A 17,045-nucleotide genomic window follows, 5' to 3' on the forward strand; every position below is an offset into this window, starting at 1 on the left:
GGTTACTTCTTGCTCCGCTTGCCCAGCCGCACCGCATCCAGCAACACGAACACTGGCGGCCACAGCGCCATGCCGAGCAGCGGCGCCCACCAGTAGCTCCACGGCAGCGTAGGCTCGCCCACCGCCAGGTGCACCGCCGAGGAGACGATGCGGTCGTTGAGCAACAGCCCGCCGATCGCCAGCGCCTGCTGCGAGATCGGGAAAAAACGCATCCGCGCGCGGAAGCGCTGCAGGATGAAGGTCATGATCACCAGCCGCAGCGCCTGTTCGCCAAGCAGCCCGCCGTACAGCAGGTCGGCCAGCACACCGGCCACGAACGCCGCGCCAAGCCCGACCCGGTCCGGCTCTTCGATCACCCAATAGGCCAGCACCAGCGCCAGCCAGTACGGGCGCAGCGGCTGCACCACCGCCGGCAGCGGCAGCAGCCCCAGCACCAGCGCGATCACGATGCTGACCGGCAGGATCCAGCTGTTGCGCATGCGGCTCATTGGTCCGTCTCCTGCGGAGCCGGACGGGAATCGGGAGTCGGGAGTCGGGAATCGGTAGGAGCAGTGCTCTGCGGCGGTGAGGCGCTGCGGTTGCCCGTTCCCGATGCTGCATTCCCTGACGCTCGTGAGCCCTGCGGTGACGCCGGGCGGGAATCGGGATTCTGAATGCTGGGTTCGTTCGATGCAGGAGGACGGGCAGGCAGACTTGTCGGGCGGCTGGGCGTCGGCGCGCTGGCCGGCTGGGCGCCAGGCGTGGCTGGTGTCGGCGCGGACTGGGCGCGCGGCGCGGCGCCGGTATTGGTGGCGGTGGCGGTTGTGGCACCCGATGCCGCGCCCGCCGTCGGGCCTGCCGGATCGGTCGCCGCATTGGAAGCGCCGCCCGCCGGCGTGCGCGGGGTTGCAGTCACCGGCATGTTCGCTGGCGCAGTGGTGGCTGGCGCGGCACTGCCGTTGCCGTTGCCATTCCCAATTCCCGATTCCCCATTCCCGGCCTCCACCGGAACCCGCAGCGGCTTGCCGGCACGCAGCAACAGCACATCGCGGCCGCGGTCGAGCTTGGCGGCGGGGGTGAGTTCGCCGACCAGGAAGGCGTGGGTGTCGTCCGGATGCAGCTCGGACACCTTGCCGACCGGGAAGCCGGCCGGGAACCGCCCGCCCAGGCCGGAGGTGACGATCTCATCGCCCACCTGCACGCCGGCGCTGAGCGGGATGTCGCGCAGTTCGAGGCGGTCGCCGCGGCCGTAGACGATCAGGCGCACGCCGTTGCGCGCCACGCTGACCGGCACCGCATGGTCCGGGTCGGTGAGCAGCAGCACGGTGGAATGCAGCGGCGTCACTTCGATCACCTGCCCCATCAGCCCGCCGGCGTCGATCACCGCCTGGCCCATCAGCACGCCGTCGCGGCTGCCGGCATCCAGAAGCAGCCGTTGCCGGGTGGGGTCCAGGTCGATATCCAGGATGGGCGCCAGCTGTACGTCCAGGCCGCGGCGCTCGGCCACGTTGAGCAGTTCCCGCAGCTGCGCGTTGTCCAGCGCAGCAGTCTGCAGGCGGGTGAGGCGCGCATTGGCCACCAGCAACTGGTTGCGCAGCGCGCGGGTCTCTTCCACCAGTTGGGCGTGGGTCGCGGCGTTGTCGCGCACCTGCGAGCCGATCCGGCCCGGCAGCCCCGCCACCGCCCACACCGGCTGGATCAGCAGGTTGGCCTGCAGGCGCAGCTGGCTCAGCCAGCCACCGCGGCTGTCGAGCGCAATCAGCACGACCGCCAGCACCAGATAGACCAGCAGCCGCAGCGTGGAGGTGACTTCGCCCGGACGGGAGGCGACAGGAGGACCGGCGTAGGAGGGCACTTTAAGGGCCGGGATTGGGGAATTGGGAATAGGAAATCGGAGAGCGCTGCGCTGCCCTCGGTGCGGCTGAGGCTAAGCGCGACTAACAGACCGTAGCAAGCAATCGTCAGGCGGGTGCGGACAGCGCAGAGGAGCCAAAGCGCAGGGGGGCTCCATGAGGGTTTCGAGCAGTGGTCGCGCCTGCCTGGCAGCGCAGCGGCGTTGATCGCTGCTCTACACCTCACATCGGCGGGAGCGCATCGCAACCACGCAGGGCCGCAGGCAGGGAATGGTTTGACGATTCCCCACTCCCGATTCCCGATTCCCGTCCCCATCACTCCGGCGCGAAGAACTCGTTGCCATGCATGTCCACCAGCTCCAGCGCGCGGCCACCGCCGCGGGCCACGCAGGTGAGCGGGTCGTCGGCTACCTGCACGTGCAGGCCGGTTTCTTCGGAGATCAGGCGGTCCAGGTCGCGCAGCAGCGCACCGCCACCGGTGAGCACGATGCCGCGCTCGGCGACGTCGGCGCACAGTTCCGGCGGGGTCTGCTCCAGCGCCAGCTTCACCGCCGACACGATGCCCGACAACGGCTCGTGCAGCGCTTCGAGCACTTCGTTGGAGTTGATCTTGATCATCTTCGGCACGCCCTCGGCGAGGTTGCGGCCGGAGATTTCCATCTCCTGCACCTCGTCCTGCGGGTAGGCGCAACCGATCTGCAGCTTGATGCGCTCGGCGGTGGCTTCGCCGATCAGCATGCCGTGGTTGCGGCGCACGTAGTTGGTGATCGACTCGTCGAAGCGGTCGCCGCCCACACGTACCGACTGCGAGTACACGATGCCGTTGAGCGAGATCACCGCCACTTCTGTGGTGCCGCCGCCGATGTCGATGACCATCGAGCCACGCGCTTCGGTCACCGGCATGCCGGCACCGATCGCCGCGGCCATCGGTTCCTCGATCAGGTAGACATCGCGCGCACCGGCCTCTTCTGCCGATTCCTTGATCGCGCGGCGCTCCACCTGGGTGGAACCGGCCGGCACGCACACCAGCACGCGCGGGCTGGGGCGCAGGAAGCGCGACTTGTGCACCTTCTTGATGAAGTGCTTCAGCATTGCCTCGGTGTAGGTGAAGTCGGCGATGACGCCGTCCTTCATCGGGCGGATCGTAGTGATGTGGCCGGGGGTGCGGCCGAGCATCTGCTTGGCCTCCGCACCGACGGCAGCCACCGAACGCGTTCCGCCGATGGCACGGTCCTGACGCACCGCCACCACCGAGGGTTCGTTCAGTACGATGCCTTGTCCGCGCACGTAGATCAGCGTATTGGCCGTGCCCAGGTCGATGGACAGGTCGTTGGAGAACATGCCGCGGAGTTTCTTGAACATCGAGGGAGTCGTTCCTGAAGGAGTCGCGTGCCCGGCGGCCGATTGGCGCAAAAATGGGCAGAAAACGAAGTCAACTAGCCTAGCAATCCGCCTAGGTGCGAGCAAGGAAAAATGCGCCGTCACGCGCGCATTTTCATGCGGCGGTCACCCTGAACATGGCAAGCGCGTCTGGCCCTGGCCGGCCGCAGCCGTTAACCTTTGCGCCGCGGCGCCCGCGCCGTCCCGCTGCCATGCCCGGCAATTGGCGGCTATTTCCCTACGCAAAGGCCTGACTCGATGTCCGCACTGATCTGTGGTTCCCTCGCCTACGACACCATCATGGTGTTCCCGGACCAGTTCAAGAACCACATCCTGCCGGACAAGGTGCACATCCTGAATGTGTCGTTCCTGGTGCCGCGCATGCGCCGCGAGTTCGGCGGTTGCGCCGGCAACATCGCCTACAACCTGCATCTGCTGGGCGGCGCGCCGATCCCGATGGGCACGGTGGGCCAGGATTTCGGCCCCTACCGCGAACATTTCGAGACGCTGGGCATCGACCTGTCGCGCGTGAAGATCATCGATGACCTGTTCACCCCGCAGGCGTTCATCACCACCGACCACGACAACAACCAGATCACCGCCTTCCATCCGGGCGCGATGATGCGCAGCTACGAGAACCACGTGCGCGACGTGCCGGGCGTGACTCTGGGCCTGGTGGGCCCGGACGGGCGCGAAGGCATGATCCAGAACGCGGAAGAGTTCGCTGCCGCCGGCATCCCCTTCATCTTCGATCCCGGCCAGGCCATGCCGTTGTTCAACGGCCCGGAACTGCGCGAGTTCATCGAGCAGGCCGACTACGTGGTGGTCAACGATTACGAGTCCAACCTGCTGCAGGAACGCACCGGCTGGAACGAGCAGGACATCGTGTCGCGCGTGCAGGCCTACATCACCACGCAGGGCCCGAAGGGCGCGCTGGTGCACACGCCCGAAAAGACCTACGACATTCCGCCGGCGCACGAGCGCCGCGTGGTCGACCCCACCGGCTGCGGCGACGCCTTCCGCGCCGGGCTGATCTACGGCATCCAGCACAACTACGACTGGCTGACCATCGGCCGCATGGGCAACCTGATGGGCGCGCTGAAGGTGGAGCACCCGGGCACGCAGAACCAGCGCTTCGACTTCGCCGAGTTCAACGACCAGTTCAAGCAGCAGTTCGGTTACGCGCTGTAAGCACGGCTGCGGCAAGCACGGCAGCGGCGGCGCCGGCGGTGCGTGTGATGGTTGCTGCCAGGCGCACTGGTAGCTCATGCACCGATGTAACGGCCAGACGCGTTTGGTCATGGCGATGTGGTGAGTTCGGCCGTGGCGATGGAGCGGGTGTGCATCTCCCCCCGCTCGCCTCGTCCCCTTCTTCCCACCCGAAGCGATCTGGACAGTTGTGTAAAAGCTCAGCGCGGCGGCGAGCCGCTGCCTGCGGCTGCCGGTCTGCTACCGCGGCGGTGGCAATGGCACAGCGCCGGCATCAAGTCATGCGCGCCGGGTGTCCAAGTCCGTGAAATAGCAGTTCGGCTAAAACGCCGTCGTCCTGTGTAAAACCCGCGCAAGCTTGCAGTGCATTGCAGCGAACTCAGCAATAGCAGCGTGCCGACTTCGCCGAGTGATAACCGCCTGCCGTGGTCGTCCTATCTGCGCAAACCGCCGCTGCACGCGTCATCACACGGCGTCGGCGTGGTCCGGCCCGCCATACCGCAGCAGGCATTGCGTCACCGCCGTCGCGCTTTGCTGCGATGCGGTTTGAGCATGGGCCCGGTTTGTGTCTCTACTGGCGCCTCGCGCCCTTCGAGGAACGCTGGCCCATGTCCGAGCCGAGCGTTGTGGCCAGCACCTCCATCGTCCTGCCGGAGATCGAGCCGGAACTGCTCCAGCAGATCCGCCGGCTGCGCGATATCGCGCCGTTGGCGGCGCCGCTGTCGCGCTCCTGGCGTCGCTGCCTGGAGGACTACGCCTTGTTGCCGGAGGCGCTGCCGGACCCGATGGTGCATGACGCCCTGCATGTGCGTGAGCGCCAGCAACGGCTGGGCGATGTACTACGGATCGCCCGGGTGGAGATGGAAAACCTCTACGAGCAGATTGCCGGCAGTGGCTATGCGGTGATCTTTGCCGACGCCGACGCCACCGTGCTGCACAGCGTGCACGACCCTACCCTGCTGCGCGAATTCCGCCAGGTGGGCCTGTTTGCCGGCGCCAGCTGGGCCGAGCGCCATCAAGGCACCAACGGGCTGGGCACCTGCGCGGCCGAGCGCACCGCGGTGAGCGTGCACCGCGGCGAGCATTACCTGACCCGGCACCTGCCGCTGTCGTGCTGCAGCGCGCCGATCCTGGACGCGCATGGCGGGCTGCTGGCGGTGCTGGATGCCTCCACCCCCAACGCCCAGGACGGCAAGCAGATCCAGCGGCATACCGTGGCGCTGGTGAGCATGTCGGCGGCGCAGATCTCGCGCTCGCACTTTCTCAACCAGTTCGGTCACGCGTTCATCCTGCGCTTCCACAGCCGCCCGGAGTTCGCCGGCCTGCTGCATGAAGCACTGATCGCCATCGGTGCCGATGGCCGCGTGCTGGCCGTGAACGAGGCGGTGCTGGAGCAGCTGGGCAAGCTGGACCGCAGCCAACTGGTGGGCCGCGACATCTCGCAGGTGATGCAGCTGGACTTCGACACCATCGAGCACCGCGCCGGCAGCGATGCCGGCACCTTGTGGTCGATCCGTTGCGCCTGCCACGGCCGCCGCTTCTATGCGCTGGTGCGGCCGCCGCGTGCGCGCCCGGCGCTACCGGCGGTGGGCGGGCCGGCACAGCCGGCCCCGGAGACCGAATTGAATCCTGGCGAGCATGTCGGCTCGGACCCGCGCATGCGCCACAACCTGGCCAATGCGCTGAAGCTGGCGGCGCACCGCGTCTCCATCCTGCTGCGCGGCGACACCGGCACCGGCAAGGAGGAGTTCGCCAAGGCCGTGCATCGCGGTTCGCCCTGGGCAAGCGGCGCGTTTGTGGCGATCAACTGCGCGGCCATTCCCGAGGCGCTGATCGAAAGCGAATTGTTCGGCTATGCGCGTGGCGCGTTTACCGATGCCGCGCGCGAAGGCCGCCACGGCAAGTTGCTGCAGGCCAGCGGCGGCACCTTGTTTCTGGATGAAATCGGCGACATGCCGCTGCCGTTGCAAAGCCGCCTGCTGCGTGTGCTGGAAGAGCAATGCGTCACCCCACTCGGCAGCGAGCGCGCGGTGCCGCTGGAATTGCACGTGATCAGCGCCAGCCACCGTGACCTGGCCCAGCGCGTCTCCGCGGGCGAGTTCCGCGAAGACCTGTACTACCGGCTCAACGGCGTGGTGCTGCATCTGCCGCCCTTGCGCGAGCGCAGCGACAAGGCCGAGTTGATCCGCACCCTGCTGCGCGAAGAGAACAACGAGCGCGGTGTGCGCATCAGCGAAGAGGCCATGCACAAACTGCTCAGCTACGCGTGGCCCGGCAATCTACGCCAGCTGCGCAACGTGCTGCGCACCGCCGCGGTGCTGTGCAGCGATGCGGTGATCCGCCTGCCCAACCTGCCGCAGGAAATTGTCGATGCCGGCAGTGCGCCGTGCCTGGTCGATGGCCGCGCCGTGGCCGCCGACGACATGCCCGGGCGCGTGGCGCTGGACCAAGCCGAGCGCCTGGTCCTGCAGCAGCAACTCGAACGCCACCGCTGGAATGTCAGCCGCACCGCCGACGCGCTGGGCATCAGCCGCAATACGCTGTATCGCAAGCTGCGCAAGCATGGGCTGGATACGGGGTGATTGAGGGGCGGGGTTGGGGATTGGTGATTGGGGATTCATCAAAGCCAAGTCGGTGGCTTTGCGCGGATATTTAGAGTGATTAACACAATTATTTCTTCGCCATCAGACGGGTGCTGCTGTTGCCGTGTGCGGCGTGTGTCACACGCGCATGTCGCGATTGCGGAGCGGATGATCTGGGCTTGGCTGCAGGGCCCTTGCCCGCCCACCATCGCGGGACACGCTGCAAGTACGTCCTTGTAAGCTCTTACGCGGCATCCATGCCGCGTAAGGTCCCGCGACAGTGAGCGGGCAAGGACCAGTCGAGATGGTCGGTGTGCAGGGTTTTAAGAAGCTACCGATCAACCCTCTGGTGCGGTGTCCTCGCCGCTTGCGGGACCGTGTGGCGGCATGGATGCCGCCACCGAGCCCCCAGGGACGGGTTCACGGCGTGTCCCGCGAGCGGCGAAGGCACCCGCACCCCCGACCAGCGCGACGCGCGGCCCTCCAGAGACCGCCGGGCGCGGCTGGTGCTGACGCCTGATGAATCTCTAATCTCCAATCCCGAATCCCCGCCCCAAACTCACAACGCCCAACGCACCCCGATCAGATACTGCCGCGGCACACCGGGTGCGAGAAACCGGGCCGGCCCGGTTTCTACTGGCGCGTCCTGCGGGCGCGCCAGTTCGCCATCGGGGAACACGTCTTCAGCCACTGTGGCATACGTGGCGTAATGGCGGTCAAACACATTGTCGATCCGCGCGAACAGCGAGAGCCGTTCGCTGAGTTGCCAGCGCGCCTGCAGATCCACCAAGGCATAACCGGCGGTGCCGATGTCGATACGTTCGGGTGCGGGCTCGCCGTTTTCGGCGTTATCGACCTGGCCGTCTTCGTTGCCGCTGGCCACGCGCCCGGACACCGCGCGTAACCCCGCACCAAGCGTCAGCGCATCGCCCTGCCATTCGACCCCGAGCTTGAGGTTATGCCGCGGCAGTGCGGCAATGCGCAGCCCCGGGCGCAAGGTGATCACGCGTTCGCCGGAGAGCAGCTCACCGTCGCTGCGGTAGGTCGCATCCAGATAGCTGTAGCCCGCCGACCACTGCCAGGCGCCCGCCTGAAACCGCATTGCCGCATCGGCGCCCTGGTAGCGGGTGCGCCCCACGTTGTCGAAATAACCCAGTTGGGTGTCTGGTGCGCGCAGAAACAGGATGTCGTCGCGGTTGTCGGCACGGTACACCGACAAGGTGACATTGCTGCCTTGCGAAGGCGCCCAGCGCGCACCCAGCTCGTAGGTGCGCGAGATGATCTGCTCCAGCCGCGGGTCGGCCTGCAGCCCGGTCGGCAGCCGGCACGGTTGCGTGGGGTCCGCGCAACCCAGCTCGATGGCGGTGGGTGCGCGGCTGTTTTGCGCGACCGAGCCATACACGGTGAGCCCCTCATGCACGCGATGGGTGAGGCCCAGCGATGGATTGGCCTTGGCATACACAAAGCGCTCGCGCGGGCGGTCGCCGTCCTCGGCGGTGGAAAGAATGTTGTCCACGGTGACGTGATTCCAGCGCACCGCGGCGGTGAGATGGGTGGCCGCATCCAGCGCCCAGGTGTCGGCGACGAACACGCCCAGCGTCTTGGTGCTGCCGCGCACGCCGGAGAAGAACGCGCGTTCGGCATCCGGATCGGCGGCGACCGAGCGGTCTGGCTGCACCCAGCCCTCGCGGGCGAATTGCTGGTAACGCACATGGCCGCGATCGAAGGTGGCGCCGGTACTGAGCGCATGGGCGCCCCATTGCTTGCTCACATTCACCGCCACGCCCTGCGCTTCCTGGCGCATCTGGGTGGTGTTGAGCGCGCCGGTGGGCAAGGTATCGGCATCGGCGCGCGCGACGTCGCAATCGGCATCCAGCGCAGTGCCATCTGCGGCATAGCCGGAGGCGCACTCTTCGACGAACTCCTCGTAGTCTTCGCCGATGTCGCCATTGACGGTGTCACGCCGGCCCACCCGCGAGTAGGCCAATGCATGCAGCGCGGTGTCCGCATCGAAGCGGTGATCCAGCTGTGCGGTGAACAAGGTATTGCGGTTGCGGGTGAGGTCGGGCGAGGTGTAGACCGCGCGGCGATCGGCACGGTACAGGCCCGGCCTGCTGCCGTCGTCGGTGTAGCTTGTGTCCGGCAGCAAGCCGTTGCCGATCAGGCGGCTGCGCCCATGCAGCACCGACAGGCTCCAGTCGGTCTGCTCGCCCTGCTTGCCGACCTTGCTGAACACCGTTCCCAGCCGGCCTTCGGACGCATCGCGCCAGCCGTTTTCATCGAAGCCGGTGACCGCAACAAATCCATGCCAGCCGTCGTTGCCGGCAATGCCGTAGCTGGCATCCAGACGCTTGCGCGCGCCGCTGCCGATGCTGAGCTCCCCTTGTGCGCCGGGCGCGGTCAGCCCCGAGGCGGTGGTGAGCACCACCGCACCGCCAAGCGTGTTGGGGCCGAACAACGGATTGGAACCGGGCATCAGCGTGACCGCATTGATCGCCGCTTCAGGCAGCATGTCCCAGCTGACGATGTCCGCGAAGGGTTCATTGAAGCGCACGCCATCCAGATACACCGACACGCCCTGCGAGGCACCCGGCAACGCGGACGCGCGGAAGCCGTGGAAGGTGAGATCGTTCTGGAACGCACTGCCCTGCACGTCATTGCCATCCACGCCGACGAAACGCCGCTGCAGCAGATCGCCCAGGTTGTTGCTGCGCCCGCGCGAGAGCTCGGCGCGGTTGGCCGATTGCACCATGTAGGGCAGCTGCGCGGCATCGATGGTGGTGCCGGGGATCGGTGTGGCGGTCACTTCGATGCGATCCAGCCAGGTCACCTGCGGCGCCTCGGCCGCGATGCCCATCGCCGGCCCCGCCAGCAGCGCCATCGCGCATGCACCTGCCAACGTCTTCCGCTGCACTCCCGCTGCCCTGCGCTTGCCTGCCGCCATGCTGGTCTCCTCAATAAAGCACGATCGATTTGATGCCGCGCGCCGCACGCAGATCCGCCAGCGCCTGATTGATGTCGTCCAATGCCAGCGTGCGCGTGATCAGCGGTGCAAGCTGCAGATCGCCGCGCAGATACCGTTCCACATAACCGGGCAGTTCGCTGCGGCCCTTGACCCCGCCAAAGGCGCTGCCGCGCCACACCCGCCCGGTGACCAGCTGAAACGGCCGCGTGCTGATTTCCTGCGCACCATCGGCGACGCCGAGGATGACGCTCTCGCCCCAGCCCTTGTGGCAGCACTCCAGCGCCGCGCGCATTGCACCGACATCCCCAATGCATTCGAAACTGTGGTCCGCGCCGCCGTCGGTAAGGTCAACGATCACTTGCTGGATCGGCGCGCCGTAGTCGCGTGGGTCCAGGCAGTCGGTGGCGCCCAGCGCGCGTGCCAAGGCGAATTTGCTTGGGTCGATGTCCACCACGATGATGCGCCCGGCCTGCGCCAGCACTGCGCCCTGGATCACCGACAAACCGATGCCGCCCAGGCCGAATACCGCCACGCAATCGCCAGGGCGCACGTGGATGCTGTTGAGCACCGCGCCCACGCCGGTGGTGACCGTGCAGCCGAGCAGGCAGACCTGATCCAGCGGCGCATCCGGATGGATCCGCGCCACCGCGATTTCCGGCAGCACCGTGTATTCGGAAAACGTGCTGGTGCCCATGTGATGCAGGATCGGCCGGCCATCCAGCGAGAAGCGGCTGCTGCCATCGGGCATCAGCCCACGCTCCTGGCTGCTGCGAATCGCCTGGCACAGATTGGTGCGGCCGGAGCGGCAGAACTTGCAGACGCCGCATTCGGGCATGTACAGCGGAATCACGTGGTCGCCCACGCGCACGCTGGTCACGCCGATACCCACTTCCTCGACAACCCCGCTGCCTTCCTGGCCCAGGATCGCCGGAAAACTACTGGCCGGGGCATGCGCCAACGCATGCGCATCGCCGTGGCAGATGCCGGTGGCCACCAGGCGCACCAGCACCTCGCCCGGACGTGGCGGCTGCAGGTCCACTTCTTCGATGCTCAACGGCTGGTGCGGGCCCCAGGCCACCGCGGCGCGTGTCTTCATCCAGCCTCCCGGGCGCGCATCGGCATGCTGCCGCTCAGCGCGCGATCACCACGCCCCACGGCAATTCGCCGACAGGGATCTGTTTGATCTCACGCAACGTGGCGGTGTCGATCACGCTCACCGAGTTGGAGCGCCCGTTGGCCACGTACAGCTTGTCACCGGCCGGGGTCAGCGCCGGATTCCACGGGCGCAGGCCGACCGCGATTTCGGCAATGCCGGCCCCGGTGCGGGTGTCGAGCACACTCACGCTGCCAGCGCCGCCATTGGAGGCATACAGGCGCGTGCCGTCTGCCGACAAGGTCACCCCGGCGGTGCGCACGCCGGCCGGAATACTGGCCCGGCGCGTGCGTGTCTGCAGGTCGATCACATCCACCACGTTGGCGGTTTCCTGCGCGATGTACACGCTATGGCCATCGGGCGCGAAGGCCATGCCACGCGGATGGCCACTGGTGGCAACCACGCCGCGCGAACTGTGCGTGGCGAGGTCGATCATGTCCATGTCGTTGGAGCCCTCATTGCTGGTGAGCACCCACTTCCCGTCCGGTGTGTAGGCGCAGTGCTCCGGTGCCTGGCCGCGCGTGGCGATCACCTGCTGCACCTTGAACTGGCCGACATCGATCAGCATCACCTGGTTCTGGCCTTCCACGCAGATGGCGAATTGCGTGCCGTCCGGCGACAGCGCGATGCCCTCGGCGTTCTCGCCGATCTCCACGCTGCGCAGCACGCGGTCCTGCGTGGTGTCCAACTCGATCAGGCGGTGATGCTCGGCATCGATCAGATACAGCTGCCCTTGCGGGCCAGGCAATACCTGCTGCAGCCGTTTGCCGAGCGCGCCCTGCGCACTGAGCGTGCGCACCACCGTATCGCTGGCGGTGTCGATCACCGACACCGTGCCGCTGCGCTGGTTGGGCACGAAGGCCAGCACCGGCGCAGTCGTCTTGGGCGGCGCGCTGGTGCTGGCGGCAGCGGCAGGCGTGGCAGCGGGCGCTGCGCTGTCACGTTGGCAACCTGCCAACGCCAGCAGCGCGCACAATACGCCTGCGGTGATTCTCCAACGTTGCCGCGCGGCCGCTGCCGTCATTGCGCCTTGCCCGCGGTCTTGTTGATGGAGTGGATGAAGGCCAGCAGTTTTTCGGTATCACCCGGCTTGAGCACCGGTGCGAACGGCGGCATCTGCCCCACCACCTTTTCATGGCCGATGCGGGTCTTGCCGTGGGTGATCATCGCCGCGGTGCCCTCGCTGATCAGTGCACGCAAGGTGTCGTCATCGCTGCCGTACACCCAGATGTCGTTGGTCAGCGGCGGGCACATGCCACCGCCGCCGGTGCCGCCATGGCAGGCGTTGCAGCCGGCGGAGAAATAGATCTTCTTGCCTTCGGCGATGAGCTCGGGCGTGACCTTGACCTCGGGCCCCTTCGGGATCGGCACCACTGCGGCAGGCGGCGCGGGCGGCGTAGCCGGATCCGGCGCAGGCCCGGCGGCTGGTGCAGCGGCCGGCGTGCCCGGTGCGGGCGCTGCGGCATCGGCAGCCGGTGCGGATGTGCCGGCCGCAGGCGGTGCGTCGGCGGCAGGTGCTGGCGGTGCGTCCTTGCCGCAGGCGGCCAGCAGCACACTGACCAACAACGCGCACAGCGGTGCGCGCAGGGAACGATCGAAACGACGGGCAGTAACCTTGCGCATGAACGAACCTTTCTGACAATCGGAGGGAACACCGCGCACCCCTTGCACGCGGTGGATGACGCACTTATTGGGTGGTGCTGCGCTTGCCAGGTGCCAGCAGCGCGGCCAATGCCGCATCGCCGCGCTCCTGCGCCAAGGTCGCAGCGGTCTTACCGTCGCGATTGCGCGCGGCCGGGTCGGCACCGGCGGCCAGCAAGCGCTTGGCGGTCGCTTCGCGGCCGGAGGCAGCCGCCAGCATCAAGGCGGTGACGCCGGCCTGGTTGGCGCCACGTGCATCGGCGCCGTGCTTCAGCAATGCATCCAGAATGGCCGGGTCCTCGCGCGGAACTGCAAACATCACCGGCGTAAACCCGGTGCGGTTGGCGCCACGCGCCTTGGCGCCGGCTTTCAGCAACGCCTCCACCACTGCGACGTCGGCGTACGACACCGCCAGTTCCAGCGCGTTCCAGCCATCGCTGGACACCGTGTCCAGTGGCGCGCGGCGGGCGAGCAGCCGCTGCACGCTGCCCGCGTCGTTGCCCCAGGCGGCCTTCATCAAGGCGGTCCAGCCGTTGCCATCACGCGCGTCCAGGCGTGCGCCGGCGTCGATCAGCAGGCCAACCAGGTCCGGTTCCTGATTGCGGATGGCCTGGTGCAACGGTGGCTCGCCCAGCAGGTTGGGCTGGTTGGCATCGGCGCCATGGCGTAGCAACCACGCTGCACGCAGCGCATCGCCGGCATCCAGCGCGTGGGCCAGTTCCTGGTTCGGGCCTGCGCCATCGGCGATGCGCAGCTGCAGTTGGGCCAGCTCCTGCGAGGACGTCGCGGCATTGGTGCTTTTCGGTGCGGACGCGGGTGTGACATACGGCCCATGCGATGCCAGATCGCCGGCCACAATGCAGTCCGCACACCGCACCAGCGGCACGTGATAGCTGCGCAGAATTTCATCGATCTTGCCGGCGCTCTGCTGCAGGGCCGTGTTCAGCGCATCGCGCAGTGCCGCGTTCTTGCGCGCCACGGCCCAGGCCATCGAATACTCCAGCACCGCATCGTCGATGGTGTTGAGCGGCACCACGCCAAGGTTGTTGCGTGCGGCGTAGTAACCGGCCACCGGGCCCCAGGATTCGGCCGCATCCAACTCACCGGCGGCAACACGCTCGACCAGCTTGCCGGGATGTTCTTCCGGCGCGGTGGCCGAGTCGTAGAACAGGTATTGCACCTCGCCCGACACGCCATGTTCGTACAAGGCCTGACGGGCGGGCGAACTCTGGAACACGCCCAGCCGCAGTTTTTTCAGGGCCGGGTCGTCGAGCGAGATGGGCACCAGGTCCAGGCCCTTGCGCGTGACCAGCACATAGGGCGAGCGATACAGCGGCCGTGTGGTCAGGCCCATTTCGAAATCGCTGTTGAGGTCCATCAACACGTCGCAGCGGCCGGCATTGATGGTGCTGCGTGCCAGACCGCGCTGGTAATAGGTGCGCCATTCGTATTCCAGCCGGCGGCCCATGGCCTCGGCCACGACCTGCGCAATCTTGTTCTGGAAGCCTTCGCCAGCCTTGTTGGACAGCGGCATGTTGCCCGGGTCCGCGCATACGCGCAGCACCGACGGATCGGCCGCGGGCGGCGGCGTGGACGCTGGCGCCGGCGACGCAGTGGGCGTGGCCGGCGCAGCATTGGAATGAGAAGCGCGAGCCGTCGGTGAGGACGGCTCGCGTGTGCAACCTGCGGCGACGAGTCCGAGGCTGCACCCCACCAGCACCATGCACAGGTGCCGGGTGAGGCCACGCACGCCGGCAGTGACCTGCCGGTGTGCGTGCCGAACGCCTTGCAGATGCATCATCGTGCGGTCTTCGCTGCTGCGTTGGCGGTGCCGCCACCTGCGGCCGCCGTGGCGGTCGCACTGGCGGTCACGGTCTTGCCTGCACCATCAATGCGGAAGGTATGCACCATGCCGCCAAGCGGGATCTTGTCGAAGCCGGCGCCAAACGCCAGCCCGGCAGCACCCAGCGCGCCGTACGGATCAGCGGGATCCAGACCTGCCGCCACCGGCAAACCAATCCAGCCGCCGATGCCGGAGAACACCGCCACGTACTGGTGGCCATTGGCCTTGTAGGCGATCGGGTTGCCGATGATGCCGGAGGGCAACTTCATCTCCCACAGCTTCTTGCCGGTGTCCTTGTCCACTGCGCGGAACCAGCCATCCAGCGTGCCGTAGAACACCAGCCCGCCATCGGTGACCAGGGTGCCGCTCCACACCGGGAACTTCTCCTTGATCTCCCACTTGGACTTGCCTTCCACCACGTCGAACGCCTTGACGATGCCCAGTGCGCCGGGCTCGTTGGGCTTCATCATCACGTTGGCGAACACATACGGCAGGCCCATCATGGTGTTGCCGCGTTCCTGCGGCTCAAGCTCCATGTGCCAGTTGTTGGTGCCGCAGAAGAACACCGCCGAATTGGCCGGATCCACCGAGCACGGCTGCTGGTCCTTGCCGCCCATTGCCGACGGGAACGCCTGCACTTTCTTGCCGCGTTCCAGTGGCGAATGCGCAGCCACCTTCACCGGGCGGCCGGTCTTCATGTCGATGCGTTCGGCCCAGTTGGCCGGCACGAACTTGTGCGCGCGCAGCAGCGTGCCATCGCGGCGATCGAGCACGTAGGCAAAGCCGTTGCGATCGAACTGTACCACCGACGGAACTTCCTTGCCATCGATGGTCAGGTCGACCAGGATCGGCTCGTTGATACCGTCGTAATCCCACTGGTCGAACGGGGTTTTCTGGTAGCCCCACACTGCTTCGCCGGTGTCGATCTTGCGGGCGAACAAGGTCATCGACCACTTGTTGTCATGCTCGCCGTTGTTGCATTCCTCGTGCGAGGTCTTGCCGCAGCGGTACGACGGGCTCCACAGCCCCGGGTTGCCGGTGCCGTAGTAGAGCAACTTCAGCTTCGGGTCGTAGCTATACCAGCCCCAGGCCGCACCGCCGCCGCGCTTCCATTCGTCGTTGGGAAAGGTCTTCACGCCCAGATCGCCGAGCTGCCCATGTTGCGGGTTGGCCTTGTTGAAGTCAGCGCCCAGGCAGATGGATTTGTCGGTGCCGGCCGCATCGCAGGACCACGCCTGCTTACCATCGGCCAGGTTGTAGGCGGCTACGCGCCCGAGCACGCCGAACTCGTTGCCGCTGATGCCGGCGATCACTTTGCCGTCGGCAATGATCGGCGCCATGGTGATGGTTTCACCCTTGTCGGGGTGGCCGAGTTTCTGCTTCCACACTTCCTTGCCGGTCTTGGCATCGAGCGCGATCACATCGCCACTCAGGCTGCCGAACACCAGCTTGCCATCGGCATACGACGCGCCGCGGTTGACCGTGTCGCAGCAGGCCACTGCCACCGAGCGTTCGTCCTGCTGCGGAGTGTATTTCCACAACACCTTGCCGCCATCGTCCTGCGATGCCAGGTCGATCGCGTACACGTTGTTCGGATACGCGCTGACCATGTACATGATGCTGCCGATCACCAGCGGCTGGCCTTCGTGGCCGCGTGTGGCGTCGGTCTTCATTTCCCACGACATCTTGAGGTTCTTGACGTTGTCGCGATTGATCTCCGCCAACGGGCTGTGGCGGGTCAACGCGAAGTCGCGACCGACGCCACCCCAGTTATCCGGGTTGCTGGCGTTGGTGGTGAATTCGCCATCGGTATCGACCACTGCGGCCGCCGGCGCCGCTGCGGCAGGTGCCGCCGTTTGCGCAGGAGCGGCAGGTTCGGCCGGCGTGTCTTTCTTGCAGCCGGCCAGCACAGCGCTCAGTGCAAGCATGAGCAACACGCCGCCACGCGCGCTGCGACAGGAAGATTGGTGCATTGCGTCTACCCCTCTCGATTGAACAACCCGTTGGTTGAAGCATCCCGAGGCGCCGGCGTGACAGCGGCCGATCGCATCGCAGACGTCGGAAACGTCGAGGGAGATAGAGCAAAGCCCATGCCAGTGCACTGGTGCGCTGCACCACGTCGCGCTGACGCGGCTTTCACGTTGGTGACGCGGGCTGGTCCATGGGAAGTGTCACGGATATGGCACAGTTTGCGCCGCGCGTGCTGTGACACGGATGGAGCAGTTCGGTATAGGAGGCTTGCTGATGGCCGTTATGGCGGGGCGTGGTGCCGGCCATTTCCGCCATCTCCTGCGATCACTGAGCTCGCCCGCAGCAGGATTGGAAGCACTCCACGGTGTGGGCCTGCCATCAGGGCGCGGGATCACTTCCAGGCGCGTCGCCGATGTCAGCAGCCAATCGCCCAAACGTCGGCCAGGTGCGCCTTCTCGCCGGACAGCTA

The 17,045-nt window shown here is 66.9% G+C and carries 11 protein-coding genes and 1 other RNA gene; 2 read left to right on the top strand and 10 right to left on the bottom strand.

What is annotated here, in order from left to right; all coding sequences use genetic code 11:
• Positions 1-2 precede the first annotated feature (2 nt).
• The 4 genes from mreD to ACCQ01_RS18900 form a co-directional block, all read right to left on the bottom strand.
• A complete protein-coding gene (mreD, locus tag ACCQ01_RS18885; RefSeq protein WP_012437354.1) occupies positions 3-488 on the bottom strand; it encodes a rod shape-determining protein MreD in 486 nt (161 codons plus the stop codon).
• Positions 485-1,834, bottom strand: a complete 1,350-nt coding sequence (mreC, locus tag ACCQ01_RS18890; RefSeq protein WP_228431350.1) for a rod shape-determining protein MreC — start codon at positions 1,832-1,834, stop codon at positions 485-487. The genes mreD and mreC overlap by 4 nt, the downstream gene beginning before the upstream one ends.
• Before the next feature lie 80 nt (positions 1,835-1,914).
• A non-coding RNA gene (locus tag ACCQ01_RS18895) (sX9 sRNA) lies at positions 1,915-1,990 on the bottom strand.
• Between the two features lie 157 nt (positions 1,991-2,147).
• Positions 2,148-3,194, bottom strand: coding sequence for a rod shape-determining protein (locus ACCQ01_RS18900; protein WP_003482734.1), 1,047 nt, complete (start codon positions 3,192-3,194; stop codon positions 2,148-2,150).
• A 276-nt stretch (positions 3,195-3,470) separates the two neighbouring features.
• Between ACCQ01_RS18900 and ACCQ01_RS18905 the strand changes: the two genes are divergently transcribed.
• Together ACCQ01_RS18905 and ACCQ01_RS18910 are read left to right on the top strand one after the other, a co-directional pair.
• A complete protein-coding gene (locus tag ACCQ01_RS18905; protein ID WP_103700268.1) occupies positions 3,471-4,403 on the top strand; it encodes a carbohydrate kinase family protein in 933 nt (310 codons plus the stop codon).
• Positions 4,404-5,029: 626 nt separating this feature from the next.
• Entirely contained in the window at positions 5,030-7,003 is a 1,974-nt protein-coding gene (locus ACCQ01_RS18910; RefSeq protein WP_016945071.1) for a sigma-54-dependent Fis family transcriptional regulator, read from the top strand.
• Positions 7,004-7,562: 559 nt separating this feature from the next.
• Here the strand turns inward: ACCQ01_RS18910 and ACCQ01_RS18915 are convergent.
• Genes ACCQ01_RS18915 through ACCQ01_RS18940 form a run of 6 tightly spaced genes read right to left on the bottom strand, consistent with a single transcriptional unit; the run spans position 7,563 to position 16,578 of the window.
• Positions 7,563-9,947: a TonB-dependent receptor gene (locus tag ACCQ01_RS18915; protein ID WP_228431352.1), complete on the bottom strand. Its 2,385-nt coding sequence runs from the start codon at positions 9,945-9,947 to the stop codon at positions 7,563-7,565.
• 10 nt (positions 9,948-9,957) lie between these two features.
• A complete protein-coding gene (locus ACCQ01_RS18920) occupies positions 9,958-11,064 on the bottom strand; it encodes an S-(hydroxymethyl)glutathione dehydrogenase/class III alcohol dehydrogenase (RefSeq protein WP_228431354.1) in 1,107 nt (368 codons plus the stop codon).
• Between the two features lie 34 nt (positions 11,065-11,098).
• A complete protein-coding gene (locus tag ACCQ01_RS18925) occupies positions 11,099-12,145 on the bottom strand; it encodes a beta-propeller fold lactonase family protein (protein WP_115529803.1) in 1,047 nt (348 codons plus the stop codon).
• Positions 12,142-12,783, bottom strand: a complete 642-nt coding sequence (locus ACCQ01_RS18930; protein WP_042597427.1) for a c-type cytochrome — start codon at positions 12,781-12,783, stop codon at positions 12,142-12,144. The genes ACCQ01_RS18925 and ACCQ01_RS18930 overlap by 4 nt, the downstream gene beginning before the upstream one ends.
• A gap of 25 nt (positions 12,784-12,808) precedes the next feature.
• Entirely contained in the window at positions 12,809-14,563 is a 1,755-nt protein-coding gene (locus tag ACCQ01_RS18935; protein ID WP_323370306.1) for a quinoprotein dehydrogenase-associated putative ABC transporter substrate-binding protein, read from the bottom strand.
• A complete protein-coding gene (locus tag ACCQ01_RS18940; RefSeq protein ID WP_012437345.1) occupies positions 14,560-16,578 on the bottom strand; it encodes a methanol/ethanol family PQQ-dependent dehydrogenase in 2,019 nt (672 codons plus the stop codon). Before ACCQ01_RS18940 ends, ACCQ01_RS18935 begins: the two co-directional genes overlap by 4 nt.
• Positions 16,579-17,045 lie beyond the last annotated feature (467 nt).

Origin of the sequence: Xanthomonas sp. NCPPB 4037 (genome assembly GCF_041475695.2) — a bacterium.
Lineage (GTDB): Bacteria > Pseudomonadota > Gammaproteobacteria > Xanthomonadales > Xanthomonadaceae > Xanthomonas > Xanthomonas campestris.